The sequence below is a fragment of the Acidovorax sp. LjRoot118 genome (assembly GCF_964253575.1).
GTDB lineage: Bacteria > Pseudomonadota > Gammaproteobacteria > Burkholderiales > Burkholderiaceae_C > Acidovorax.
The window spans coordinates 1,650,472-1,675,244 of the sequence record NZ_CAXURB020000001.1 but is presented as its reverse complement, the minus strand read 5'-3'; the positions used below and the strand labels follow the sequence as shown (position 1 = coordinate 1,675,244).

General features: G+C 68.1%; 26 protein-coding genes. 11 read left to right on the top strand and 15 right to left on the bottom strand.

Annotated elements, in window-relative coordinates:
- Window positions 1-5 precede the first annotated feature (5 nt).
- From ACSQ9E_RS07810 to ACSQ9E_RS07800, 3 genes are read right to left on the bottom strand one after another with little or no spacing between them, the layout of a single operon-like run.
- Window positions 6-383, bottom strand: coding sequence for a PH domain-containing protein (locus ACSQ9E_RS07810; protein ID WP_057203736.1), 378 nt, complete (start codon window positions 381-383; stop codon window positions 6-8).
- Window positions 384-423: 40 nt separating this feature from the next.
- Window positions 424-876 carry a YiiD C-terminal domain-containing protein gene (locus ACSQ9E_RS07805; protein ID WP_057203737.1) on the bottom strand — a complete coding sequence of 151 codons (453 nt, stop codon included), beginning with the start codon at window positions 874-876 and terminating at the stop codon, window positions 424-426.
- Window positions 873-1,409: an NUDIX hydrolase gene (locus tag ACSQ9E_RS07800; protein ID WP_436217365.1), complete on the bottom strand. Its 537-nt coding sequence runs from the start codon at window positions 1,407-1,409 to the stop codon at window positions 873-875. The genes ACSQ9E_RS07805 and ACSQ9E_RS07800 overlap by 4 nt, the downstream gene beginning before the upstream one ends.
- Window positions 1,410-1,495: 86 nt before the next feature.
- On the opposite strand from ACSQ9E_RS07800, the gene ACSQ9E_RS07795 reads away from it, so the two are divergent.
- Window positions 1,496-2,293: an inositol monophosphatase family protein gene (locus tag ACSQ9E_RS07795; protein WP_436217364.1), complete on the top strand. Its 798-nt coding sequence runs from the start codon at window positions 1,496-1,498 to the stop codon at window positions 2,291-2,293.
- A gap of 5 nt (window positions 2,294-2,298) precedes the next feature.
- On the opposite strand, the gene ACSQ9E_RS07790 is transcribed toward ACSQ9E_RS07795, so the two are convergent.
- The gene (locus ACSQ9E_RS07790) at window positions 2,299-3,210 is read right to left on the bottom strand and encodes a LysR family transcriptional regulator (RefSeq protein WP_057269744.1); all 912 of its coding nucleotides are present in this window, start codon (window positions 3,208-3,210) and stop codon (window positions 2,299-2,301) included.
- A gap of 174 nt (window positions 3,211-3,384) precedes the next feature.
- Between ACSQ9E_RS07790 and ACSQ9E_RS07785 the strand changes: the two genes are divergently transcribed.
- The 6 genes from ACSQ9E_RS07785 to mmsB all read left to right on the top strand — a co-directional run bounded on the left by ACSQ9E_RS07785 (window position 3,385) and on the right by mmsB (window position 8,437).
- Window positions 3,385-4,908: a CoA-acylating methylmalonate-semialdehyde dehydrogenase gene (locus ACSQ9E_RS07785; RefSeq protein ID WP_057203741.1), complete on the top strand. Its 1,524-nt coding sequence runs from the start codon at window positions 3,385-3,387 to the stop codon at window positions 4,906-4,908.
- Window positions 4,909-5,010: 102 nt separating this feature from the next.
- Window positions 5,011-5,409 carry a lysozyme inhibitor LprI family protein gene (locus ACSQ9E_RS07780; RefSeq protein ID WP_436178951.1) on the top strand — a complete coding sequence of 133 codons (399 nt, stop codon included), beginning with the start codon at window positions 5,011-5,013 and terminating at the stop codon, window positions 5,407-5,409.
- A gap of 47 nt (window positions 5,410-5,456) precedes the next feature.
- Window positions 5,457-6,623 carry an acyl-CoA dehydrogenase family protein gene (locus ACSQ9E_RS07775; protein WP_057203865.1) on the top strand — a complete coding sequence of 389 codons (1,167 nt, stop codon included), beginning with the start codon at window positions 5,457-5,459 and terminating at the stop codon, window positions 6,621-6,623.
- 13 nt (window positions 6,624-6,636) lie between these two features.
- Entirely contained in the window at window positions 6,637-7,092 is a 456-nt protein-coding gene (locus tag ACSQ9E_RS07770; protein WP_057203743.1) for a TfoX/Sxy family protein, read from the top strand.
- 24 nt (window positions 7,093-7,116) lie between these two features.
- Window positions 7,117-7,509, top strand: a complete 393-nt coding sequence (locus ACSQ9E_RS07765; RefSeq protein WP_436217363.1) for a DUF488 domain-containing protein — start codon at window positions 7,117-7,119, stop codon at window positions 7,507-7,509.
- A 40-nt stretch (window positions 7,510-7,549) separates the two neighbouring features.
- Window positions 7,550-8,437, top strand: a complete 888-nt coding sequence (gene mmsB, locus ACSQ9E_RS07760) for a 3-hydroxyisobutyrate dehydrogenase (protein ID WP_436217362.1) — start codon at window positions 7,550-7,552, stop codon at window positions 8,435-8,437.
- A gap of 18 nt (window positions 8,438-8,455) precedes the next feature.
- On the opposite strand, the gene ACSQ9E_RS07755 is transcribed toward mmsB, so the two are convergent.
- The 4 genes from ACSQ9E_RS07755 to ACSQ9E_RS07740 form a co-directional block, all read right to left on the bottom strand.
- A complete protein-coding gene (locus tag ACSQ9E_RS07755) occupies window positions 8,456-8,995 on the bottom strand; it encodes a retropepsin-like aspartic protease family protein (RefSeq protein WP_436217361.1) in 540 nt (179 codons plus the stop codon).
- A 73-nt stretch (window positions 8,996-9,068) separates the two neighbouring features.
- Entirely contained in the window at window positions 9,069-12,722 is a 3,654-nt protein-coding gene (locus ACSQ9E_RS07750; protein ID WP_436217360.1) for an EAL domain-containing protein, read from the bottom strand.
- A 25-nt stretch (window positions 12,723-12,747) separates the two neighbouring features.
- On the bottom strand, window positions 12,748-13,143 hold the full coding sequence (locus tag ACSQ9E_RS07745; RefSeq protein WP_057203747.1) for a response regulator: 396 nt from the start codon (window positions 13,141-13,143) through the stop codon (window positions 12,748-12,750).
- The gene (locus ACSQ9E_RS07740; protein WP_436217359.1) at window positions 13,140-14,984 is read right to left on the bottom strand and encodes a PAS domain S-box protein; all 1,845 of its coding nucleotides are present in this window, start codon (window positions 14,982-14,984) and stop codon (window positions 13,140-13,142) included. The genes ACSQ9E_RS07745 and ACSQ9E_RS07740 overlap by 4 nt, the downstream gene beginning before the upstream one ends.
- Before the next feature lie 267 nt (window positions 14,985-15,251).
- Between ACSQ9E_RS07740 and ACSQ9E_RS07735 the strand changes: the two genes are divergently transcribed.
- On the top strand, window positions 15,252-15,701 hold the full coding sequence (locus ACSQ9E_RS07735) for a hypothetical protein (protein WP_436217358.1): 450 nt from the start codon (window positions 15,252-15,254) through the stop codon (window positions 15,699-15,701).
- A 2-nt stretch (window positions 15,702-15,703) separates the two neighbouring features.
- Complete coding sequence (locus ACSQ9E_RS07730; protein WP_057203750.1) at window positions 15,704-16,309, top strand: hypothetical protein; 606 nt, start codon at window positions 15,704-15,706, stop codon at window positions 16,307-16,309.
- 55 nt (window positions 16,310-16,364) lie between these two features.
- Here ACSQ9E_RS07730 and ACSQ9E_RS07725 read toward each other — a convergent pair whose 3' ends face one another.
- The 4 genes from ACSQ9E_RS07725 to ACSQ9E_RS07710 all read right to left on the bottom strand — a co-directional run bounded on the left by ACSQ9E_RS07725 (window position 16,365) and on the right by ACSQ9E_RS07710 (window position 19,930).
- Complete coding sequence (locus tag ACSQ9E_RS07725; RefSeq protein WP_428000175.1) at window positions 16,365-17,531, bottom strand: ABC transporter substrate-binding protein; 1,167 nt, start codon at window positions 17,529-17,531, stop codon at window positions 16,365-16,367.
- 139 nt (window positions 17,532-17,670) lie between these two features.
- On the bottom strand, window positions 17,671-18,408 hold the full coding sequence (locus tag ACSQ9E_RS07720) for an SIR2 family NAD-dependent protein deacylase (RefSeq protein WP_436217357.1): 738 nt from the start codon (window positions 18,406-18,408) through the stop codon (window positions 17,671-17,673).
- A gap of 4 nt (window positions 18,409-18,412) precedes the next feature.
- A complete protein-coding gene (gene rlmB / locus ACSQ9E_RS07715) occupies window positions 18,413-19,159 on the bottom strand; it encodes a 23S rRNA (guanosine(2251)-2'-O)-methyltransferase RlmB (RefSeq protein ID WP_007859295.1) in 747 nt (248 codons plus the stop codon).
- 75 nt (window positions 19,160-19,234) lie between these two features.
- Window positions 19,235-19,930 carry an ABC transporter ATP-binding protein gene (locus ACSQ9E_RS07710; protein ID WP_007859298.1) on the bottom strand — a complete coding sequence of 232 codons (696 nt, stop codon included), beginning with the start codon at window positions 19,928-19,930 and terminating at the stop codon, window positions 19,235-19,237.
- A 15-nt stretch (window positions 19,931-19,945) separates the two neighbouring features.
- On the opposite strand from ACSQ9E_RS07710, the gene ACSQ9E_RS07705 reads away from it, so the two are divergent.
- On the top strand, window positions 19,946-20,620 hold the full coding sequence (locus tag ACSQ9E_RS07705; protein ID WP_436217356.1) for an arylesterase: 675 nt from the start codon (window positions 19,946-19,948) through the stop codon (window positions 20,618-20,620).
- Window positions 20,621-20,689: 69 nt separating this feature from the next.
- Here the strand turns inward: ACSQ9E_RS07705 and ACSQ9E_RS07700 are convergent, their stop codons facing one another.
- The 3 genes from ACSQ9E_RS07700 to ACSQ9E_RS07690 form a co-directional block, all read right to left on the bottom strand.
- A complete protein-coding gene (locus ACSQ9E_RS07700) occupies window positions 20,690-20,875 on the bottom strand; it encodes a hypothetical protein (protein WP_057203754.1) in 186 nt (61 codons plus the stop codon).
- Between the two features lie 72 nt (window positions 20,876-20,947).
- Window positions 20,948-22,177 (bottom strand): PLP-dependent transferase, encoded by a 1,230-nt coding sequence (locus ACSQ9E_RS07695; RefSeq protein WP_436217355.1) that lies wholly within the window; start codon window positions 22,175-22,177, stop codon window positions 20,948-20,950.
- A 287-nt stretch (window positions 22,178-22,464) separates the two neighbouring features.
- Window positions 22,465-22,923 (bottom strand): BON domain-containing protein, encoded by a 459-nt coding sequence (locus tag ACSQ9E_RS07690; RefSeq protein WP_057203755.1) that lies wholly within the window; start codon window positions 22,921-22,923, stop codon window positions 22,465-22,467.
- A 128-nt stretch (window positions 22,924-23,051) separates the two neighbouring features.
- Between ACSQ9E_RS07690 and ACSQ9E_RS07685 the strand changes: the two genes are divergently transcribed.
- Window positions 23,052-24,749, top strand: coding sequence for a SulP family inorganic anion transporter (locus tag ACSQ9E_RS07685; RefSeq protein WP_436217354.1), 1,698 nt, complete (start codon window positions 23,052-23,054; stop codon window positions 24,747-24,749).
- The last annotated feature ends 24 nt before the right edge of the window (window positions 24,750-24,773 follow it).

Genomic DNA, 24,773 nt, shown 5'->3' with positions numbered 1-24,773 from the left:
TGCCCCTACTTCAGCACGTAGCTGGCGAGCACGCTCTGCACGTCGTAGATGCTGAGCTTCTTGTTGAACTGCTTCTGGAACGGCGTGGCGCTGCCCGAGATCCAGATCTTGAGCTCGGCATCGAGGTCGAAGGTGCCACCGGTCTCGATGCTGAAGTGGGTGATGCTTTTGTAAGGCAGCGAGTGGTATTCGACCTTGCTGCCGGTGATGCCCTGCTTGTCCACCAGGACCAGGCGCTTGTTGGTGAAGACGAAGTAGTCGCGAATCAGCTGGTAGGCATGCTCCACGACCTCGCCCGGCATCAGGATGCGGGCGAACTCTTCCTGAATCTTGGATGCATCGATCTTGGATGCATTGCCCATCACGCCGTCCAGCAGTCCCATGGTGGTCTCCCTTGCAGTTGGTCGACGCATGGTAGCGGGACTACCGATACCCCTGCCCGAAGGCCACGAATTCGCCGGTGAGCCGCCCGGCTGCCTGCCCCTGGTACATCAGCACCGACGCCTGCTCGATGCGGCCCAGGCCCTTGCGCTCGAACACGCGCACGAAGGCGCGCCAGGCCTGCTCGGTGGGCGCCTCGGCCACGGCCGTGAACGTCCCGTCGATGGGCAGCCCGTACTCCATGGTGTTGCGCTGGATCACCAGCCGGCTGCCCAGGTTCTGTGCCGAGAGCTTCATGTGCAGCATGGACCACGCGGCCAGGATGGCCACGGCCGATGCGCTGCCGCCGAACACGGTCTCGCGGTGGTTGATGTTGGGTGCCAGCGGCGCGCTGAGCACCACGCGCTCGAGCGATGCCTCCACCACGGACACGGCCATCGCGCTGGACAGGGGAATGTGCTGGTGCAGGTAGTCCTGCAGGTCGTTGGGGCTCATGCGGGGGCTTTCGAGGGGGATGGCGAAGGGGCCGGCAGCACCCCTGGGGGCAGCGGGTCGCGGTAGACGATGTGCAGCACCTGCGCGGTGTCGCGCGCCAGGGCATCGCACAGGAAGGGTGGGCGCAGGTCGATCCGCGCCAGTTCAGCGCGCTCGAACCAGGCGAACTCCAGCCTGCGCAGGCCCTCCACACCTTCATAGGGGCCGTCGGACTGGTCCAGCAGGCCCTGCGGCGCGGGGTGCACATGCAGGTACAGGCCGGTCTCGTGGTACGCCACGCCGGCATAGAGAAAGAAGTTCTCGACCACGCAAGCCAGCGCGCCGGGCACCACCGCCAGGCCGAGTTCTTCCTGCATTTCGCGCACCAGGGCCTCGCTGGCACTCTCGCCAGGCTCGATGCCGCCGCCGGGCAGGGCCCAGAACGCATCGCCTTCGGCGCGGTGCAGCAGCACCTGCCCGGGACGCGTGATGATGGCGGCGGCACGTGGGCGCACGCGGGGCGGGGTAGGCGTTTGGGCCACAGGCAAGGTCATGGAGGCCGATCCTATCGCGCCAGGCATTCCGGCGCAGGGGGTAGTAGCATCGCCCTGCCCTGCTTCACCCGCCCCGCTGCTGCCCCATGATCGACCAAGTCACCGAACTCCTGCGCCAGACGGCGGCGCAGGCCATCCTGCCCCGCTACCAGGCCCTGCGCGCGCAGGACATCGTGGAGAAGTCCCCCGGCGAGCTGGTGACTGCGGCGGATCGGGAGGCAGAGTCATTGATCACGGCCGGGTTGACGGCCCTGTTGCCCGGGTCGGTGGTACTGGGCGAGGAAGCGGTGAGCGCGCAGGCGCAGTTGCGCGAGCGCCTTGCCCACGACGGCGACCTGTGGCTGGTAGACCCGCTCGACGGCACGGCCAATTTCGTCGCGGGCCAGCCCTGCTTTGCCGTGATGGTGGCCCTGGTGCGGCGCGGCGAGACCGTGGCCGCCTGGATGCTGGACCCGCTGGCGGACCGGATGCATACCGCAGAGCGCGGCAGCGGGGCCTGGACCGACGGCGTGCGTGCGCACACCTCCCACGCAGCGCCCGGCGAAGAGGCCCTGCGCGGTGCCGTTTTCACGCGGTTTCTGCCGCAGGACCTGCGCACGCGCACCGAGGCACGCGCCGGGCGCATCGCCCAGGTACTGCCCGGGCTGCGCTGTGCAGGCCACGAGTACCCTGCCATCGCTGCGGGCCAGCAGCACTTCGCGCTGTTCTGGCGCGCCGAGTCCTGGGACCATGCGCCAGGCGCCCTGTTCCTGACCGAGGCCGGCGGGCAGGTGGCGCGTCTGGATGGAACGGGCTACACCCCGGTGGACGTGCGGCCGGGCCTGCTGGCCGCACAGAATCCGGACACCTGGGATGCCGTGCACCGGGCGCTGCTCGCGCCATAGCCCTATCAGCCAGCCGTGTTGTCCACGGGCTCGGGCAGCAGCAGCCCTTGCTGGGCCGCCACCGTCTCGCGCAGAAAGGCCCAGGTGGCCTGCATGCGCGCCACGTGCTTGTTCTCCTCGGGCATGGACATCCAGAAGGTGCGCGTGAAGCGCGCCATGCCGGGCAGCACGGGCGCCAGGGCCGGATCCTGCGCGGCGACGAAGGCCGGCAGCACCGCCAGCCCGGCACCGGCGCGTACCGCCTCGTACTGCGCGAGGATGCTGGTGCTGCGCAGCGCAAAGCGTGCGGGGCGGTGCAGCTCATCAAGGATCTGCAGCTCCTTGGTGAACAGCAGGTCGTCCACATAGCTGATGAAGCTGTGGCCGCGCAGGTCGTCCGCGGTACGGATGGGCGCATGGCGGGCCAGGTAGTCGCGCGTGCCGTAGAGCTGCAGCACGTAGTCGGTGAGCTTGACCACCAGCACCGCGCCGCGCGCGGGGCGCTCCAGCGAGATCACGATGTCCGCCTCGCGCCGCGACAGGTGCACCAGGCGCGGCAGGGCCAGCAGGTCGAGCACCAGGCCCGGGTGCTGCAGCGCGAAATGCGCCAGCTGCGGTGCCAGCACCAGGTTGCCAAAGCCCTCGGTGGTGCCGATGCGCACCAGGCCCTGCAGTCCCTGGCGCACGCCGGGGGCGGCGTTCTCCACCGCCAGAAAGGCGGCTTCCATGGCCTCGACCTGGGGCAGCAGCGCGCGGCCGGCCTCGGTCAGCCGGTGGCCGCCGGCCTCGCGGGCGAACAGGGCCGAGCCGACCTGCTTTTCCAGCGCCTGGATGCGGCGCGCCACCGTGGTGTGGTCCACGGTGAGGCGGCGCGCCGCACCCACCAGGGTGCCGGCACGGGCCAGTTCCAGAAAGTAGCGCAGGTTGTCCCAGTCCATGGAAGCTCTCGTCAAGCGTGCAGGTGCACATGCACAGCGGCCAGCGCATCATGTGCATTTTTGCAAACCTTGTGCGCAGTATTGTCTATTGTCTTCACAATTTTGCACAGCTACCATGCACAGGTTGCCAGATACTTCCCCGTTTTCGCGCCCCCACTTTCAGGAGACAACCCGATGAACGCACCTACCTCTTCGGCCGTACTGGCCCCCACCGTCAAGCTGCTGATCGGCGGCCAGTTCGTCGAGTCCAAGACCACCGAGTGGCGTGACGTGGTGAACCCGGCCACGCAACAGGTGCTGGCCCGTGTGCCGTTTGCAACGGCCGAAGAGATCGATGCCGCCGTGGCCTCGGCCAAGGACGCCTTCAAGACCTGGAAGAAGACACCCATCGGCACCCGTGCCCGCATCTTCCTCAAGTACCAGCAGCTGATCCGCGAGAACATGGCCGAGCTGGCCGCTATCCTGACGGCCGAGCAGGGCAAGACCCTGCCCGACGCCGAAGGCGATGTGTTCCGCGGCCTGGAAGTGGTGGAGCATGCCGCCAGCATCGGCAACCTGCAGTTGGGCGAGCTGGCCAACAACGTGGCCGGTGGCGTGGACACCTACACCCTGCTGCAGCCGCTCGGTGTGTGCGCCGGCATCACGCCCTTCAACTTCCCGGCGATGATCCCGCTGTGGATGTTCCCCATGGCCATCGCCACGGGCAACACCTTCGTGCTCAAGCCCTCCGAGCAGGACCCGATGGTGACCATGCGCCTGGTGGAGCTGGCGCTGGAAGCCGGCATTCCACCCGGCGTGCTCAACGTGATCCACGGCGGCGAAATGGCCGTGAACGCGATCTGCGACCACAAGGACATCAAGGCCGTATCGTTCGTGGGCTCCACCAAGGTGGGCACGCATGTGTACAACCGCGCCACCCTGGCCGGCAAGCGTGCGCAGTGCATGATGGGCGCCAAGAACCACGCCATCATCCTGCCCGACGCGAACAAGGAGCAGACGCTCAACGCCATTGCCGGCGCCGCATTCGGCGCTGCCGGCCAGCGCTGCATGGCACTGCCCGTGGTGGTGCTGGTGGGCGAGTCGCAAAAGTGGATTCCCGAGCTGGTGGCCAAGGCCAAGACGCTCAAGATCAACGGCGGCACCGAAAAGGGCACCGACGTGGGCCCGCTGGTGTCCTGCGCCGCCCTGGAGCGCGTGGAGAGCCTGATCGAACGCGGCATTGCCGACGGCGCCACGCTGGAACTCGATGGCCGCAAGCCCACGGTGCCCGGCTACGAAAAGGGCAACTTCGTGGGCCCGACCATCTTCTCGAACGTTCAGCCCGGCATGGCCATCTATGACCAGGAAATCTTCGGCCCCGTGCTGGCCCTGGTGCCTGCAGCCGACATCGACGAAGCCATCGAGTTCATCAACAGCAACCCCAACGGCAACGGCACGGCCATCTTCACCCAATCGGGTGCCGCAGCGCGCAAGTTCCAGGAAGAGATCGACGTGGGCCAGGTCGGCATCAACGTGCCAATCCCGGTGCCGGTGCCGCTGTTCTCGTTCACGGGCTCGCGCGCGTCCAAGCTCGGCGACCTGGGCCCCTACGGCAAGCAGGTGGTGATGTTCTACACCCAGACCAAGACCGTGACGGCCCGCTGGTTCGACGACAGCACCACCTCGCATGGTGTGAACACCACGATCAGCCTGAAGTAAAAATGGCCCCAGGCGGCGCTGTGCGTTGTGAGGGCATGGCTGGCAGGGCATGGTGAAATCGGCTGCATGTACCGAGATCCATTGCCCTCCCCGCCAGCCACCATGGCGCGCCTTGCTGCCCAGGCCATTGCCTGCGCCCTGCCCTTGCTCATGGGTCCATCCATCGCACTCGCCCAGGCCGGTGCCGCCTGCCGGCAAGGCGGCACGGTGGCCGAGACCAATGCCTGCGCGGTGCAGGATTTCCAGGCGGCAGACACCACCATGGCCGTGCTCTACGGCGACGTGATGCGCGCGCTGTCGGCGCATGAGCGCCCGCAGCTGCGCCAGGAGCACTCGGCTTGGCTGCGCGCGCGCACCACGCAGTGCAAGCAGGCCACTCGTGCCAGCGAGCAGCAGCCCGAAGGGCCCCGGCTCTACCACGAGTGCCTGACCCGCGAGACGCAGGAGCGCCGCAAGGGGCTGATGCGCTGGCTCAGCATGGACAGCCCCGCCAAGCCTTGAGCGCATTGCCCCAACAGAACAACAAAGACGACAGCGAGACAGACACCATGGACTTTGAGCTCTCCGAAGAACAACGCGCCTTTGCCCAGACGGCCCGCGACTTTGCGCGGGCCGAGTTCGCGCCTCACGCGGCACACTGGGACGCCGAAGGCATCTTCCCCAAGGAGGCCATTGCCAAGGCCGGCGAGCTGGGCTTTTGCGGCCTGTATGCGCCCGAGGCTGCGGGCGGCCTGGCCCTGCCGCGGCTCGATGCCACGCTGGTCTTCGAGGAAATGGCGGCGGTGGACCCGTCCACCACGGCCTTCATCACCATCCACAACATGGCGACCTGGATGCTGGGCACCTGGGCCACGCCGGCCGTGCGCGACCACTGGGGCCCGCTGCTGACCACCGGCGAAAAGCTCGCCTCGTACTGCCTGACCGAGCCCGGCGCGGGCTCGGACGCGGCCTCGCTCAAGACCCGGGCCGAGCTGGTGGGGCATGAGTACGTGATCAACGGCTCCAAGGCCTTCATCTCGGGCGCGGGCGCCACCGACGTGCTGGTGCTCATGGCCCGCACGGGCGATGCGGCCTCGGGCGCGGGCGGCATCTCGGCCTTTGCGGTGCCGGCCGACACACCGGGCATCAGCTACGGCAAGAAAGAAGAAAAGATGGGCTGGAACAGCCAGCCCACGCGCACCATCAGCTTCGACAACGTGCGCATTGCGGCCGACCACCTGCTCGGCCGCGAGGGCGAGGGCTTCAAGATTGCCATGAAGGGCCTGGACGGCGGGCGCATCAACATCGCCACCTGCTCGGTGGGCGCCGCCCAGGGCGCGCTCACGCAGGCCCAGCAGTACATGCACGACCGCAAGCAGTTCGGCAAGCCGATTGCGAGCTTCCAGGCGCTGCAGTTCAAACTGGCCGACATGGCAACGGAGCTCGTGGCCGCGCGCCAGATGGTGCGCATGGCCGCCAGCAAGCTCGATGCGGGCGACCCGAATGCGAGCACCTACTGCGCCATGGCCAAGCGCTTTGCCACCGATGTGGGCTTTACCGTCTGCAACGAGGCCCTGCAGCTGCATGGCGGCTACGGCTACATCCGCGAGTACCCGTTGGAGCGCCTGCTGCGCGATGCGCGCGTGCACCAGATCCTGGAGGGCACCAACGAGATCATGCGCGTGATCATTGCGCGGCGCATGCTCGACGGCGATGCCCCTGACGTGATCCGCTGAGCCCGCCGAACCCATGCCCGCCCGCCCCCTTTCCGACGAGACCCTGCACCTGATCGACGCCGTGCGCGCCGCGCTGGCGCAGCGCAGCGATGGGGACGAGCGCACCATGTTCGGCTGCTATTGCTTCTTCGTGGATGGCAAGCTGTGCATCGGCGTCAAAGGCGAAGAGCTGCTGGTGCGCCTGCCGCCGGACCGCCACCCGGAGTTCCAGGAAATGCAGAACACGCGCGAGCTGTCGCCCGGTGGCGGCATGAAGGGCTACTTCTGGATCGAGCCCAATGGCTACGCCACGCGCACGCAGTGGAGCTTCTGGATCGACACGGCCCTGGCATACAACCCCCAGGCCAAGGCCACGCCGCCGCGCAAGTCGGCCGCTGCCAAGGCCAGCCCGGCCACAAAAAAGCCAGGCACCGCCACCAAAAAGAAGCCAGCGACCAAGCGCCACAGCATCTTCGAGGCCGACGACTGACGCGCCACCCAAGAAGCCACCACCATGCCACTTCGCATCGTCCGCCTCGGCACCCCGCGTGCCCCCGGTGAAGGCACCCGCATCGGCACCGTGCGGCGGCCGCCGCGCGGCGTGCCCAAGGCCGAGTTCGGCAGCCAGAACTGGTACGACGTGTGGTACCCCCTGCTCTCGCCCAGCGCCGGCCTCATGGCCCAGGGCCAGCAGGCGCAGAGCGACAAAGAGTGGCAAGCCTTCGCCAAACACTTCCGCAAGGAGCTGGCCCAGCCCGAGGCCGCCCGTGCGCTGGACCTGCTGGCCACCTTGTCGCACCACGGTGCCATGTCGCTCGGCTGCTACTGCGAGAGCGAGGCGCGCTGCCACCGCTCGGTGCTGCGCGAGGAACTCGCCAGCCGGGGCGCGGACATCGCCACGGATTGACCCCCTTTCCACATCACAACGACACCAAGGAGATACGAACATGAAAATTGCATTCATCGGTCTGGGCAACATGGGCGGCCCCATGGCCGTGAACCTGCACAAGGCAGGCCACGAAGTCCGGGCCTTCGACCTTTCGCAGCCCGCGCGCGACAAGCTGGCCGCCGATGGCGTGGGCATTGCAGCCGATGCCTCGGCCGCAGTGCAGGGCGCAGAAGTGGTCATCAGCATGCTGCCCGCCAGCCAGCATGTGGACAGCCTGTTCCTGGGCCAGGGCGCGCTGCTGGCCCAGCTGCCGGCCGGCACGCTGGTGATCGACTGCTCGACCATCGCCGCCGCGACCTCGCGCAAGGTGGCCGAGGCCGCCAAGGCCAAGGGCGTGGCCTTCATCGACGCGCCGGTATCGGGCGGCACGGGCGGCGCCATTGCCGGCACGCTGACCTTCATGGTCGGCGGCGACGAGGCCGACCTGGAGCGTGCGCGCCCCGTGCTCGAAAAGATGGGCGCCAATATCTTCCACGCCGGTGGCGTGGGTGCGGGCCAGACGGCCAAGATCTGCAACAACATGCTGCTGGGCATTTTGATGGCCGGCACCAGCGAAGCGATTGCCCTGGGTGTGGCCAATGGCCTGGACCCCAAGGTGCTGTCGGAGATCATGCGCCGCAGCTCGGGCGGCAACTGGGCGCTCGAAAAATACAACCCCATGCCCGGCGTGATGGAGACGGCCCCTGCCAGCAAGGGCTACGCCGGTGGCTTTGGCACCGACCTGATGCTCAAGGACCTGGGCCTGGCGCAGGAGAACGCCGCCGCCGTGAAGGCCGCCACGCCCCTGGGCGGCCTGGCGCGCAACCTGTACGCAGCGCACAGCCTGGCGGGCCATGGTGCGCTGGATTTCTCCAGCATCATCCAATCGGTGCAGAAGAAGGGCTGATGCCCGGCACCTGGGTGCTCAACTCCCGCGCGGGTTGAGCACCATGGCGTCGCGCTTGATCTCCACGTCAAACTGGCGCAGGAAGTTCTGGCCCAGCAGCGCGTCGTCCTCGCTCTCGCCGGTATAGCCCGTGCCCACACGCAGGCCCGATACCGCAAGGTTGCGCACCGTGACGGAGTCGGAGGGGGCTACCCGCCCCTCGCGGTTGCCGTTGGCCGTGCGGAAGGTGGTGGGCACGCCACCCGTGAGGCCGGCCTTCTTCGCCACCGCATCGGTCACGGCGATCAGGCTGGCGCCCGTGTCCACCATGAAGTTCACCGGCACCCCGTTGACGGTACCCGCCACGCGGAAATGGCCGTCGTTGTGGCGCGGTATCACCAGCGAGCCGGTGGAAGTGACGGTGGCACCGCGCGGCGCCATGAACTGCTTCATGCCGAAGTAAAGAAGCCCCATGACCACCAGCCAGAAGGCCAGGATGGCCAGGGTGTTGGTGCGCAGTGCGCGGCGCGTCTGGTCGTCCGCTGGGGATGGTCGCTGGTGGTCGTGTTCTTCGCCCATGGGCCTGGCATTCAAATGCAGAGCCCCAAATCATAGGGCAGCTGCGAACCGCCGCCGGGCAGCAATGTCCTCATCAACTGGCGGGCTGCGCGCCGCGCAGGAACTGCTGCTCGAACACATCTGCCGGCACGGGCCGGCTGTAGAGAAAGCCCTGGATCTCGTCGCAGCCCAGCAGTGCCAGCAGGCGGGACTGCTCCTCGGTCTCCACCCCTTCGGCCACGACCTTGAGCCCCAGCGAATGCCCCAGGTTGATGATGGTGGACACCAGCGCGCTGCCCTTGGGGCCGGCGGCGATGTGCAGGATGAACGAGCGGTCGATCTTGAGCGTGTCGAGCGGCAGCCGGGCCAGGTAGCTCAGCGAGGAAAAGCCGGTGCCGAAATCGTCCATGGCCACGGTGATGCCCATCTCGCGGATGGCGTGCAGGCTCTGGGTGCTGTGCTGCACGTCGTCCATCACCATGCTCTCGGTGATCTCCAGCTCCAGCCCGGCAGCAGCCTCTGGGCCGTGCGCCACAGCCGCGCGCACCTGTTCGATGAAACCCCGGTGGCGCAGCTGCAAGAAGGAGACATTCACCGCCACCCGTATTGGCGCCAGGCCTGCGGCGCGCCAGCGCAGGTTGTCGGCCAGCGCCTGGCCCAGGGCCCAGCGGCCCACGTCGTAGATCAGGCCGGTCTCTTCGAGGATGGGGATGAACTGCCCCGGCGGCACCAGGCCGCGCCGCGGGTCGTTCCAGCGGATCAGGGCCTCGGCGCCGGTCACCTCGCCGCTGGCCAGGTGCAGCTTGGGCTGGTAGTGCAGCACGAACTCGCCGCGCTCCAGCGCTTCGCGCAGGTGGTTCTCCAGGCTCAGCGCCTCGGCCACGCGCAGATTCATCTCCGAGGTGTAGAACATCAGCGCGTCGGCCGAGGCCTTGGCCTTCTTGAGCGCGGCCTCGGCATTGCGCAGCAGCGCCTCGGCATCGCCGCCATCCATGGGGAACAGGGCCACGCCCGCCTTCGCAGTGATGCGCAGCTCCTGCGTGCCCAGCTGGAAGGGCTCGTCGAAGCAGGCGCGCACCAGGTGGTCCACGGCCATGGCCACCGCACTCGCATCGCGCGCCTCGCACACGGCCACGCCAAAGCTGTTGACGCCAATGCGCGCCAGCATGTCCATCGCACTGGCATGCAACTGCAGGCGCTGCGCCACCAGCTTGAGCAGCTCGTCGCCCAGCGAGCGCCCCAGCGTGTCGTTGACGATGCGAAAGCGGTTCACGTCGATCAGCGCCACCCCCAGGAAGGGCGCACCCTGCGGCCGGTGGCCCTCGCGCGCACGCATGTGCTGGTTCACGCGGTCCAGAAACAGCGTGCGATTGGGCAAGGTGGTGATGTCGTCGTAGTAGGCCAGGTAGTTCAGGCGGTCGGATTTTTCGAGGTGGTCGAGCGCAAAGCTGATGTCGCCGGCCAGCTCGCCCAGGAGCTTCATCTCGGTGGCATCGAAGAAGCTGGCCTCGTCGGAAAACAGCGCCATCACGCCCACCACCTCGTGTGCCACCAACAGGGGCAGCACGGCCAGGGAGGCCACCGAACGGGCCTGCAGCCTGGCCGGCAGCAGCACCCGGGGATCGCCTTCGACCTGGTCGCAGACCACGGCGCGCTTTTCTCGCACCACCGTGGCCGTGAGGCTGTAGACGCCCGAGGGCTCGTCCGCATACGACAGGCGGCCGGCAAGGTCGTCGAAGAAGTCCGGGTCGGTGCCGGCGATGGCCATGGGAATCACCTGCTGCGCCGCGCGGTCGACCCGGCCGATCCAGGCCATGCGGAACTTCCCGTGCCGCACCGCGATGTCGCAGGACTGGGCAAACAGCTCCTGGCGGCTGCGCATGCGCACCAGCAGCGTGCTGATGCCGCTGAGCACGGCATAGACGCGGTTGAGGCGCTTGATCTTGTGCTCGGCCTCGCGCCGCTCGGTGATGTCTTCGCCCAGGCAGGCGATGCCCGTGGCCTCGCCATCGACGGAGCGCAGCACCGTGTTGTTCCAGTACACCAGCCGGCGCCCGCCGGACCGCGTAAGGATCTCCTGCTCGAAATGCCAGGCGGCCGGCCGATCGGCCAGCATGTCCTCGAACCCCCGCTGCATGCCGTCCATGCCCGGCGGCAGGAACAGCTCGAACCAGTTGCGCCCGAAGATCTCGCCGCGCTCCCAGCCCGTCAGGCGCAGCAGGCAGTCGTTGCAGTAGGTGATGCAGCCGTTGCGGTCAAGCATCAGCGAGGCCATCTCGACCTTGTCGAGCAGTTCGTTGAAGCGCCGGTCGCTCTCGCGCAGCGCTTCTTCGGCCCGCTTTTGCGCCGTGACATCCTGGATGGTGTTGAACCAGCGCAAGCCTTCGGGGGCAGCGCCTTCGCCGGGCAGCGGCTCCATCACCTGGCGCAGGTGCAAGAGCGCCCCATCGGCACGCCACAGGCGGTAGGTGAAGTCCATGCGCACGCCTTCGCGCACCGCCTGCAAGGCCATGCTGCGCACCAGTGCACGGTCGTCGGCGTACACCATGCCGATCCATTCCCGGGCAGACGCCGGCATGGTGTTCGGGTCGCGCCGCAGCATCTGCGCCAGCGTGGCGGGCCAGCTCTCGAACTGCCCGCCCGGTCCGCTGATGATGTGGGTGATCTTGGCCAGCACCTGCGCCCGGTGCAATCTGGCCTCGCTGGCACGCAGCTCCTCCAGGGCCCGCCGGCGCTCGATCACCTCGATGTGCAGTTGCTCGGCATGGCGCTGCACCTCCAGGTAGAGGCTGCCGTTTTCATAAATGCGCCCCACCTGGGCCGCCAGGATGGACAGGATGCGTTCGTCCTCGGCGCTGAAGTGGTCGGCCCCCTCCTTGTTGGCCAGGCAGATCCAGCCATAGGACGAAGCCAGCGAGGTGACCGGCGCCTCCAGCGCGCAGTACAGCGGCGGGTAGCCCTGCGGCAGACCCGCCATGGTGGGGTCGCCGCCGGGGTTGAGCAGCCGCTGCGAGCGGCGCTCCGTCTGCAGCCGCCCCAGCAGGCCTGACGAGGCATCGGGCGCAGGCAGCGAGCGCGCCAGCACCGGGTCGATGCCACTGGTGCACACCAGCGACGCATCGCCCGGCTTGCGCACGGCGCACAGCACGGCGTACTGGGCGCCTATGAGTTCGCGTGCGCCCGTGCAGACCTTGTTGAGCAGCATGGCCGGGTCGCGCTCGGAGGCCAGCTGCAGATTGAGCTCGGTGAGCGCCCCCAGCCGGCGGTTGGTGGCCTCCAGCTCCACCACGTTGCCCCGCAGCTTGTCGGTCACCAGGCGCAGGTGCTGGGAGCGGAAGGCTGGCTCCACGACCGGGGGTGCGCCCTCGAAGCCGCGAGCCGCCTGCGCCAGCGTGCGTTCGATGGCGCGCAGGATGTCCTGCGGCTCGCAGGGCTTGACCAGCACCTCCGAGACGCCTCCGGCCAGCGCCAGGCTGCGCGCCTGCTCCCCCTGGTAGTGGGCACTGTAGAAGATGACCCGGGTGGCCGCCAGCGCGGGATCGGAGCGCAGCTGGCGCACGAACTCGTAGCCGTCCATGGTGGGCATGAGGATGTCCGAGATCACCAGCGCCGGCCGCTCGGCGCGCACCAGGGCCAGCGCCTGCGCACCGTCCACGGCCTCCAGGGCCTCATGGCCGCCATGCCGCACCAGCGTGACGACCAGGGCCCGGTTGGGGGCCTGGTCGTCCACGACGAGGATCTTTGCCATGGCTGCCGCCCTCCTTGCTTGTGGATCACCGCGGCGGGCGTACCGCCCGCGATGACGGCGAGAGATAGGCCTCGACCTGGCGCACGAAGCGCTCCGGGTCGATGGGCTTGGAGATGTGGTCCTGGAAGCCCACCTCCAGCGCCTTCTCCCGGTCTCCGGGCATGGAAAAAGCCGTCACGGCGACCAGCGGAGCCCGGCGCCAGCCGGGGTCGGCATGCAGCAGCCTGGCCACCTCGTAACCGTCCATGACCGGCATCTGCAGGTCCGACAGGATGAGATCGGGCCCATGCTCCAGCGCGGCGCGCACGCCATCGCGCCCGTTGGACGCGCTGTAGACCTGGTATCCATCGGCCTCCAGCAGGTAAGTCACCAGCATGCGGCTGGCTTCGTCGTCTTCGATGACCAGGATGCGGGCGGTCATCCCTGGGCTCCCGGCAAATCAAGAATGAAGGTACTGCCCTCGCCTGGCCGGCTGTGCAGCGTGATGTCGCCGCCCAGCGCCTGGGCGAGCTTGCGGCTCAGGTGCAGGCCCAGGCCCGAACCCTCCTGGTGCCGCTCGGCACCCTCCACCCGGGAAAACGGCTCGAACAGCCGCGACTGGTCCACGAGGGGGATGCCGGGCCCGGTGTCCTGCACGCGCAGGCTCAGCCGCGGGCTGGCCGGGTCCGGCGCATCGAGCTGCACCAGCACCTGACCCTGGCCCGTGAACTTGATGGCATTGCCCACCAGGTTGATGGCCACCTGGGCGAGGGCGCGCCGGTCGGTGCGGACAAGGACTGCATGCTCGGGCATGCTCACCACGAAGGCCAGGCCTTTGCGCTGCGCATCAGGGCCCAGGGTCGCAGCCACCTCCTCCACCACTGCGCAGCAATCCACCATCTCCCACTGAAGCACGTGCTTGCCATCGCGCAGCTTGGCCACGTCCAGCAGGTCATTGATCAGCGACAGCAGGTGGCGCGCGCCCGTCTGCACGATGCGCAGCTGCTTTTCCTGCTCGGCGTTGAGGGGCCCCGGCAGGCGCATGAGCAGGGTGCCGGTGAAGCCGATGACGGCATTGAGCGGCGTGCGCAGCTCGTGCGACATGCTGGCCAGGAAGCGGTCCTTGACCAGCGCGGCGTTCTCCAGCTCCAGGTTCTTGTCGCGCAGCGCCTGCTCGAAGCGCTTGCGCTCGGTCACGTCGCGGATGGCACTGGAGACGAACAGCCCCTCTTCGGTCTCCAGCGGGCTCAGGCTGATCTCGACCGGAAACTCGGAGCCATCCTTGCGCAGGCCGTACAGGTCCAGACCTGCCCCCATGGAGCGGGTGCGCGGCTCGGAGAAGAACCCCCCTCGGTGCCGCGGGTGCTGGCCGCGGTGGCGCGTGGGCACCAGCAGCTCGATCGGCTGGCCCAGCAGCTCCTCGCGCGCCCAGCCGAACAATTTGACGGCCTGGGAGTTGACCAGCACGATGTTCCCATCCCGGTCCACGATCACCATGGCATCGGGCGCCGATTCGAGCAGGTCGCGGAACTTCTGGTCGGCCTTCTTGCGCGCCGTGATGTCGCGGATGGCGCTCATCACCATGGTGCCCTCTTCCGTTTCCAGTGGACTCAGGCTGATTTCCACCGGAAACTCGCTGCCGTCGCTGCGCACACCATACAGCTCAAGACCCGCCCCCATGGTGCGCGTGCGCGGCTGGACGAAAAAGCCGCTGCGGTGCCCCAGGTGGGCGTTGCGGTAGCGCTGGGGCAGCAGCACCTCGACCGCCTGCCCCAGCAACTGGGCCCGGGGGTAGCCGAATACCCGCTCGGCCTGCGAGTTCACGAGCACGATGCGCCCGGTGGCGTTGACCATCACGATGGCATCGGGCGTGGATTCGAGCAGGTCGCGAAAGCGCGCCTCGACCAGCTTGGCATCGCGCAGCACCTTGAGCTGGGTGACGTCCTTCTTGCTTGACAGAAAGTAGGCCAGTTGACCGCCCTCGCCAAAGACAGCCCGGGTGGACACGTTCACATGGACCAGCGAGCCGTCCTTGCGCCGGCGCACCGACTCGTGCACGGATACGCCGGACTGCAGGGCTTCGGCACAGATCGACTCCTCGTCGTGTACCTGGTCCGGCGGCACGATCAGTTGCGCGAGGCTGCGGCCCCGGGCTTCGGCCTCGGTGTAGCCGAAGGTGGCTTCCGCTGCCGGGTTCCAGTGCAGGACAGCACCGTCCGGCGCGATGACCAGCAGCGCGTCAGGATTGTGCTCCCAGTAGGCCCCGGAGAAATCAGATGCCATACAGCCCTTTTCGTGAAGGGGCCTGGCCGTCGCTCACCCCCCTGCCCCCCGTTTGAAACATCTTAGGCATGCCTTGCGCAAAACGCCAAGCCAAATATTCCCCGGGCGGGTTGCAGGCAGGCCCCGCCCTGTGCAGGACGACCGCAGGCACGGGGTTCGCCGCAGGCACCGCAGGTATCTGCAGGCGGTACCGCAGCAGGGAGGATCGCCGAGTGCGCGGATCCTGCAGGATACTTGGGCACCCCCACACCCGCCGCAAAGGACCCCATGGGCCTGTTCACCCGCAACCTGCAGGCAGCACCCTTCGGTGCCCTGTCCGCCGAAGGCCAGTCCAAGGTCTGGGAAGGAACGGTCGGCATTGCCCACCTGGGCGACGGATTTGCCCTGCGCGTGCATGGCGCCAAACAGGGGCCGACGGCAGCGCAGGCCCAGGCTTTCTCGCGCTTGCTCGCCAATGCCCGGCAGATCCGCGACGACGCCACCCCGGCGCTCGTTGCCTTTCTGCTCGAATGCGAGGTGGTGCCACCGGGGGTTGCATTGAATGAAGGCACGCTCTGGGGCTTTCTGACGCCCTGCTTCATCGAAGTGCATCCCGACCACGGCCCGGGGGCCACGCAAAGTGCCTGCTCGGTGGGCTACGAGATTCCCTGGGAGCCAAGCCAGCTCGTCCACATCAACACCGCCAACGGTGCCTTCACCGACGTGCATTCGGAGTGACCATGGTGGCGCCATTCGACCGCCTGCGCCCGCTGCTCGCCCCCTGGGGCCACCTGCAACCCCAGCCCGCCAGCGACTGGCAAGGGCCCTTCCCTCTGCCCGCCATCGTGGAGGCCTTCTACCGCGAGGTGGGGCCCTGGGGCGAGACCTGGCATGCGTCGGTAGGCCCGGTGGGCCTCGCCATCAACGCGGGGGGCAACCCGGTGGACGTGCCGCCGCTGCACAAGCTCTGGGCACGGCAGGACGGCTATGCCTGGTCACGCAACCCCGACAACCCGATCAAGGGCTGGCCTGCACACTGGCTGGTGATCGCGCAGGAAGGCGCCAACCCATTCATCCTGGACCGCAACGACGGTAGCGTCTGGTTCGACATGGCGGGACGAGGAAACTTCAACGACCCGAACCGTTTTGCCGATGACCTGCCCACCGCGCTGGGCGCCATCGCCACGGTGGCCAACGCCCTGGCGGCCCTGGGCGACGATGCGCTCGACGACACCTATGAGCTCAAGGCCAGCAGCCGCGCGCAGGTGGCGCACGTGCTCGCGGCATTCACCGGCAGCGAAGCCACCGCGCAAGGCATGCTGCAGGCGTGGCGGTGGTACCTGTGAGCCTGGCGCAGCCGCTTGGTGCGCCGACCGCAGGCATGCAGGGAAAGGCCTTGGCTCAGCTCAGTCGGCGCGCGTTCTCGGCGTAGATGGCCAGGTAGATCGAGTCGGAGCCCACGTAGGGTGCCTTGCTGCCAAAGCCGACATTGAAGTCGCCGAACGAGAGCGAGCGGATACCCGCCAGGCCATTGCGCAGCTTGTCGCGGGTCAGGTCCTTGCCCGCGTTCTTCAGGCCTTCGATCATGATCTGGGCATTGACCCAGCCTTCCAGGGAGCTGCCGCTGTTGATGAAGGCGGCATTGGCACCCGTGGCCTTCATGGTGCTCTGGAACTTGCGCACCACCACCGACTTTTGCGAATTGGCGTCCGGGAACACCTGCACCAGGGCCATGCCGCGCGTGGCGGCGGCCAGCTTGGGCAGCTCCGACGAGATCACCGTGACCGACAGGCCGGCCAGCGGCACACCGGCCGCCTTGGCACGGAATGGCAGCACGAAAGCCGTGTTGGCCGTGCCGGTGGTGGCCAGCAGCACGGCGCCCGGGCGCTCTGCGGCCACCTTCTCGGCCAGCTCGGCACCATTCTTGCCGTCCACCGCCAGGGCGAATTCGCCGGCGCGCTCGACCTTGATCTCGTCGAGTGCGCGCGACATGTCCTTGAGCACTTCCTTGCCGAAGGGGTTGTCCAGGTAGACCACGGAAATGCGCTTGAGGCCCATCTCCACCACCTGCTTGACCAGGCGCTGGGTTTCGTCGCGGTAGCTCGGGCGCACGAAGAACACGTTGCGCTGCTCGGCCGAGCGCAGCGAGGGCGCACCCGTGATGGGCCCCACGGTGGGAATGCCCTTGCCTTCGATCAGCGGCAGGATGGCGGCCGTGTTGGCCGTTCCCAGGGGCGAGATCAGCGCGAAGATGGACTGCGCCTCCAGCATCTGCGTCACGTTCTGCAAGGTGCGGCTGGCGACGTAGGCATCGTCCTTGGCGTCCATGCGGATCTCGCGGCCGTGCACGCCGCCGGCCTGGTTCAGCTCGGCAAACGCGGCCTTCATGCCCGCCACCTGCTCGATGCCGGCCTGGCCCAGCGGCCCGGTCAGGGCAATGGAGCAGCCCAGGTTGACGTGCCTGGCCGACATCGGTTCTTCGGCAGCGCTCGCCGTGGAAGCCCACACAGGCAGGCTGGTGGCCGCAGCCATCTGGGTGGCGCGCAGGAGAAAGTGACGACGGCTCATGGTGTGAAGGTGCCCGGAGAATTGTGCAAAGGTGGCGCAGGCTACAGGCACGGCCCGTGACAACTTGTCCGGTCTGCGACAGTCTGTCGCACAAAGCGCACAATTTTGGGGCATGCCCCCTGAACCAGGCGTAGCCCGATCAGGCTTGCAGCAACTGCGGCAGCAGGGTTGCCGACGTACCGCGCAGCACGGCATCTGCGGCATCGTCGAGTTCGCTGGGGGCGGGGTTGACCACGACCACACGGGCACCGGCCGCACGCGCCTGGCGCGCCAGGCCTGCAGCCGGGTACACGGCGCCTGCCGTGCCGGCGACCAGCATGAGGTCGCAATCCTGCGCCGCCCGCTCAGCGGCCTCGAACACGGCCAGCGGCAGCATTTCACCAAACCACACCACGCCGGGGCGCAGCCGGTTGCCACAGCGGTCGCAATGCGGCGGGCTGCCGGCCACCGCATCGTCGATGTGGCAGCAGTTGCGCGGCGTGTCGAGCCAGCGGTTGGCGAACAGATCGCCATGCAGGCACAGCACGCCCGTGCTGCCCGCGCGCTGGTGCAGGCCATCCACGTTCTGGGTGATCAGCGTGAGCCGCCCCGGGTGGGCCGCCTGGAAGGCCGCCAGCGCCAGGTGCCCGGCGTTGGGCGCCACGCCCTCCATCAACTGGCGCCGGTGCTGGTACCAGTTCCAGACCCGCTCGGGATGGGCGCGAAAGCCCTCCTCGGTGGCCATGTCCTCGGCACGGAACTGGGCCCAGTAGCCCGTCTGCGCATCGCGAAAGGTGGGCACGCCCGACTCGGCGCTCACGCCCGCGCCGGTGAGCACGGCGATGTGCCGGGCCTCCTGCACCCAGGCGCGCACGGTGTCCAGGCGATCCTCCTGCATACGGTCAAGTCCTCTGGCGCAGCGCCTCGTAGAGGCAGACGCCGCTGGCGACAGACACATTGAGGCTTTCCACCGCGCCCTTCATGGGGATGCTGACCAGCTCGTCGCAGGTCTTGCGCGTGAGCTGGCGCATGCCGTCGCCCTCGGCGCCCAGCACCAGGGCCACGGGGCCCTTCAAGTCCACCTGGTAGACGGTTTTGGGCGCATCGTCGCTGGTGCCGATGCACCAGATGTTGCGCTCCTTGAGCTCGCCCAGGGTGCGCGCCAGGTTGGTGACCATGAAGTAGGGCATGGTCTCGGCCGCTCCGCTGGCGACCTTGGCCACCGTGGCGTTGATGCCCACGGCATGGTCCTTGGGGGCGATGACGGCATGGGCGCCGGCACCATCGGCCACGCGCAGGCAGGCGCCCAGGTTGTGCGGGTCGGTCACGCCGTCGAGCACCAGCAGCAGCGGGTTCTCGACGCCAGCGGCTTCGAGGTTCTCCAACAGCTCGTCGAGCGAGGTGATCTGGGCCACGGGCTCCACCCGCGCCGCCACGCCCTGGTGGCCATGGCTGCCGGCCAGCTTGGCGATTCGCTCGCTGTCAGCTTCGATCAGGCGGGCACCGGCCTCGCGGGCCCGGTCGAGGAACTGGCGCATGCGCGCATCGCGCCGCGTGACCTCGTAGTAGATCTCGATGACGGATTTGGGCGCGGTCTTCAGACGCACGCCCACGGCGTGGAAGCCGAAAAGAACTTTGGGGGAAGACATGCCCCGATTATCGGTTGAGCCGCTCGGCTATGGCTTCAATGGCGCTCCGATGCGTATCTCTTTCCCGAAACCGGGTCAGTTTTCAGCAACCTGCCCGGCATCGATGGTGATGCGCCGCTCGCAGCGCGCGGCAATGCCGCGGTCGTGCGTGACCAGTACCAGCGTGGTGCCCTGCTCGCGGTTGAGCTCGAACATGAGCTGCATGATGGTCTCGCCCGTCGCAAAGTCCAGGCTGCCCGTGGGCTCGTCGGCCAGCAGCACGGCCGGGTGCACCACGAAGGCTCGCGCCAGCGCCACGCGCTGCTGCTCGCCGCCCGAGAGCACCTTGGGATAGTGCGAAAGGCGCTGGCCCAGGCCCACGCGGGCCAGCATGTCGGCAGCGGCCTTGCGCGCGTCGCGCCGGTTGGCCAGCTCCAGCGGCAGCATCACGTTCTCCAGCGCGGTGAGGTTGCCCATGAGCTGGAAGCTCTGGAACACGAAGCCCACCTTCTGCGCGCGCAGCGCGGCGCGCTCGTCCTCGTCGATGGCGAAGAGGTCATGGCCGTCCAGGCGCACCGTGCCGCGCGTGGGCGTATCGAGCCCGGCGATGATGGACAGGAGCGTGCTCTTGCCCGAGCCCGAGGCGCCCACGATGGCCGCAGTTTCCCTTGGCGCCAGGCGGAAATCGATATCCCGCAGAATGTCCAGCGTACCGGTCGAATCCGTGACCGACTTGAAGACATGCTCGACGGCAATAATGGGGGTCACGGGCGATGGGGAAGATTCGGACATGAAAGGTTCTTTGCTTTGATTCGACATCTGCAGTATCGGCGCCACTTTATCCTCTCGGCAGGCATCCTGGGTTTGGCAGGGGTTTGTGCCCCTGCCGCCTGGGCCCAGGCGGAAGCATCTTCCGCGCCAGGCGCGCCTGCCATCCTGGTGCTGGGCGACTCGCTGAGCGCCGAGTACGGCCTGGCACGCGGCGCGGGCTGGGTGGCCCTCCTGGAAAAGCGGCTGCAGGAGGAAAAAATCGGGCGCCGCGTGGTCAATGCCAGCGTGAGCGGCGAGACCACCTCGGGCGGGCGCTCGCGCCTGGCCGCCCTGCTGACCCAGCACAAGCCCTCCGTGGTGGTGATCGAGCTCGGCGGCAATGACGCGCTGCGCGGCCTGCCGCTCAAGAACACCGAAGAGAATCTGAGCGCCATGACCGATGCGGCGCAAAAGGCCGGGGCCAAGGTCTTGCTGGTGGGGATGCAGGTGCCGCCGAACTATGGCACCGACTACGCGAACCGGTTTGCCGGCCTGTTCACCACCGTGGCCCAGGCCAAAAAAGTGGCCGTGGTGCCGTTTTTCCTCAAGGGCGTGGCCGATGGCCCGGACCCTACCCGCCTGTTCCAGGCAGACCGCATTCACCCGCGTGCAGAGGCGCACCCGCAGATGCTGGCCAACGTGTGGCCAGAGCTGAAAAAGCTGCTGCGCTGAGCGCCGTGCTGCCGGACCCGCCTGCGGCCATTGCGGCGCGGCAGGGTGCCGGACACGGCGGTCAAAGACTCAGCCGCCTGGTGCGCCCGTGGGCTGGTTGCCGCCCGGTGCGCCATCGCCATTGCCACCGGCTGGCTGGTCACCCTGTGGGTCATCCGGCCTGCGCTGGGTTTTGGAGCGCAGCTTCTCTTCTTTTTTTTGCTTTTTTGCGAGCTCGCGCTGGCGCTTTTCGTATCCGTAGTTGGGTGTTGCCAAGGTGTTTGCTTCCTGAAGTAGAGGCCCACTGTAACAGCTAGGCCTGTGTTTGCCGACATACCCCCGCGCCCGTCAAGCGGGGGCAAAGGCCCGCTGCAGGGACTGCTGCAGGTCCTGGCGCAGGTCGTCCACCGCCTCCAGGCCGATGGAAAACCGCACCAGCGTCCCGGGCTTCAGGTGCGCCGTGGGCCGCCCGCGCATGCGCGCCAGCGCATAAGGCACCACCAGGCTCATGGGCCCACCCCAGCTGTAGCCCAGCTTGAACAGGCGCAGGCCGTCGCAGAAGGCGTCGACTTGGTCCTGGCCGAAGCGCGCATCGATCACCACGCTGAACAGGCCGGCCGCCGCGCCCGCACCGCCATAGGCTGCGCCGCACAGCGCCTTCCAGTGGTCATGGCCCGGCGCACCGGCCAATGCCGGGTGCAGCACCTGGGCGATGGCGGGCTGGCCCTGCATCCAGGACGCCAGGGAGCGCGCCGCCTCGTCGTGCGCGCGGTAGCGCAGGCCGATGCTGGGCAGCGAGCGCAACACCGCCTCGGCATCGTTGCCACCGACGCCCAGGCCCAGGCGCATGTGGGTCAGCTTGAGCTGCATGTGCAGCGCCTCGTCGCGCGTGACGATGCTGCCCATGAGCACGTCACCGCCGCCGCTGGGGTACTTGGTGAGGGCGTGGGCCGAGATGTCCACGCCCAGGCTGCCGTCGCCCAGCAGGTCGAACGGCGCGAACGCCAGGCCCGCGCCCCAGGTGTTGTCCAGCGCCGTCGTGACGCCGCGCGCGCGGCAAATGCGCACCTGCTCGCACAGGTCGGGGAATTCCATGGTGACCGAGCCGGCCGCTTCAAGCCAGACCAGGCGGGTGGCAGGCGTGATGCGCGCGGCCAGATCGGCCGGATCGAGCGGGTCGTAGACCGCATGCGTGATGCCGAAGCGGCGCAGCTCGCCGTGGGTCAGGTCCTTGCTCGGGCCATAGACATTGTCGGGAATCAGCAGTTCATCGCCGGGCTTGAGCAGCGCCAGTGCCACATTGGCAATCGCTGCGAGGCCGCTCGGGACCAACAGGCACTGCAGGCCACCCTCCAGGGCGCACAGGCGCTCTTCGAGGATGAAGGTGGTGGGGGTGCCGTGCAGGCCGTAGGTGTAGCCGCTCTTGTCCTTCCACTCGCGACTGCGCATGGCGGCCACGTTGGGGAAGATCACGGTCGAGGCCTTGTAGACGGCAGTCTGGGGGGCCTGAAAGCCCGCAGGCGGAAGGTAATCGTGGTGGACGAGGCGGGAGGCGATGTCGGTGGCATGGTCTTGCATGCAGCCAATGGTAGCGCGCCGCACAATGGTCACCTTGTGCGGCGCGGCTCCTTTGCCATGGCCCCTGTTCGGGGGCGGGCAAAGGCCAGGGCATGGCCGATGGCTTGCATTGCACGCATCACTTGCCTGGGCGGTCTTCGAATGCCAGTCCTCGCAATGAAGATGAAGGAGGCAGCCTGCTCGCTGCCCGACTGGCGGGTCGCAAGTCCATCCCTGCCCGGTGCGCGTGGGGTCCGGTATCTTTACAGTCCCGGGGCCCGGTGCAAGCCGTCAGGTACGGCTGTGCCTTAGCTCGGTGTGACGGTCAACTGGTTATTGACCGAGGTAACGCCCTTCACGGCGGTGGCAATCGTCTCGGCACGCTCCTTGGCGGCAGGCGTGGTGGCGGGGCCGTTGAGCGTCACGGAGCCATTGACAGTATCCACATTGATCTTGATGGCGCTCAGGTCAGGATCCTTGGCCAGGCCGGCGGACACCTGGGCGGTGATGGTCGCGTCATCGATTTTTTCCATCGCGGTTTGCGAGCCTTGCTCCATCTTGTTGCCGGCACTTTGCATGGCGCTCTCGGCCTTGATGCGGGCTTCGGTGGCAGCCTGCTCGGTGCGGTCAACGGCCGAGTCCAGGCGCTGGCCCACGGTGGCGTCTTCGGTCTTGCTGCAAGCAGCCAGACCCAGCGCCAAAGCGCTGACGGCCAGCACGCTGGCGATGCGGTGAAGGGGGCGCTGAGCGGTAGTTGCGGTGTTCATGGGAAAGCTCCTTGCGGGTTGAAACATGCTTCGTACTTTAGGCAAACCGACGCGCGCACAGGGTCGGATAGCTCCGAAGTGGCTGTAGGACGCCAGGCAGCCCGCACAAGCGCGCGACAATCGGGGCCATGCCTTCCTTGCCCTCCCTGTCCCGCTGGTTTCCGTTTCTCGCCTGGCCCCGCCCCGACCGCCGCCTGCTCAAAGGAGAGTTTTCTGCCGGCATGACCGTGGGGCTGATGCTGGTGCCACAGGGCGTGGCCTATGCGGCCCTGGCCGGCATGCCGCTGGTGACCGGCATCTACGCCTCGCTGATCCCGGCCCTGGTGGCCGTGCTGTTCAGCTCCTCCACCCGGCTGGGCGTGGGGCCCACGGCCCTCACCAGCCTGCTGATCGGCGCCTCCCTGACCGGGCTGGCCGAGCCCGGCAGCGCGCAGTGGGTGGCCCTGGCGGCGTGGATGGCCCTGCTCTCGGGCCTGCTGCAGCTGGTGATGGGCATGGCACGCTTTGGCTGGCTGCTGAACCTGGTGACCTCGCCCGTGCTCAGCGGCTTCACGCAGGCGGCCGCGCTGCTGATCCTGGCCTCCCAGTTGCGCGCCTTCACCGGCCTGCGCTCGGACCTCGGCGCCCTGTGGTCCACGCCGTCGCTGGGCCATTTCGACCTGGTGGCTGCCGCCTTCGGCCTGGGCAGCCTGGCGCTGCTGGTGCTGGCCCGGCGCTGGCGCCCGAACTTTCCGGCCGCCATCGTGGTCGTGGGTGCTGCCGGGGCGCTGAGCTGGGCGCTGGGCTATGCCGACAGTGGCGGCTCGGTGGTCGGCACGCTGCCCGAGGGGCTGCCGTCCCTGTACTGGCCGGGCCTGCTGTCCTGGTCGCAGTTTTCCGCACTGGTGATGCCGGTGCTGGTGGTCACGCTGGTGAGCTTTCTCGAAACCGCCTCCAGCGCCAAGGTGGAGAGCCAGCGCTCGGGCGAGCGCTGGAACGAGAACCAGGACCTGATCGGCCAGGGCCTGGCCAAGATCAGCAGCGGCCTGTGCGGCAGCTTTGCCACCAGCGCCTCGTTCTCGCGCTCGGCCATCAACCTGTATGCCGGTGCCCGCACCGGCTGGGCCACGGTGTTCGCCATCGCCCTGGTGCTGGTGGTGCTGCTGTGGCTCACTCCGGCGCTCTACCACGTGCCGCAGTCGGTGCTGGCGGCCGTGGTGGTCACGGCGGTAACCAGCCTCATCAAGCCCGCCACCCTGCTGCGCCTGTGGCGCATCTCGCGTGTCGAGGCTGTGATGGCCGGCGTGACCTTTGCGCTGACGCTGGCCACCGCACCGCGCATGTACTGGGGCGTGCTGGTGGGGCTGGTGATGAACCTGAGCCACTTTCTGTACCAGCGCCTGCACCCGCGCATCATCGAGGTCGGCCTGCACCCCGATGGCAGCCTGCGCGACCGCCACCTGTGGCACCTGCCGCCCCTGGCCCCCCAGTTGCTGGCATTGCGCATGGATGCGGAGCTCGATTTCGGCTCGGCCAGCGCGCTGGAGCGGCATGTGATCGACCACCTGGCCGCCGACCCCGCCATCGTCCACCTGTGCCTCATGGCCCAGCCCATCAACCGCATCGACATCACCGGCGTGGAGACCTTTGCCGCGCTGCGCGCCCTGATGCAGGCGCGTGGCGGCATACTGCACGTGAGCGGCATGAAACTGCCGGTGGACCAGGTGCTGCGCCGCGCCGGCTTGCTCGAACCCGGCCCGGGGCTGCAGATGTACCGCACCGACGCCGAGGCCCTGCAGGCGCTGCAGCAGATACCACCGCCCGACCCTGAGGGTGCAGCCACCTGAGCCGTATCACCCCACGGCCCGCCC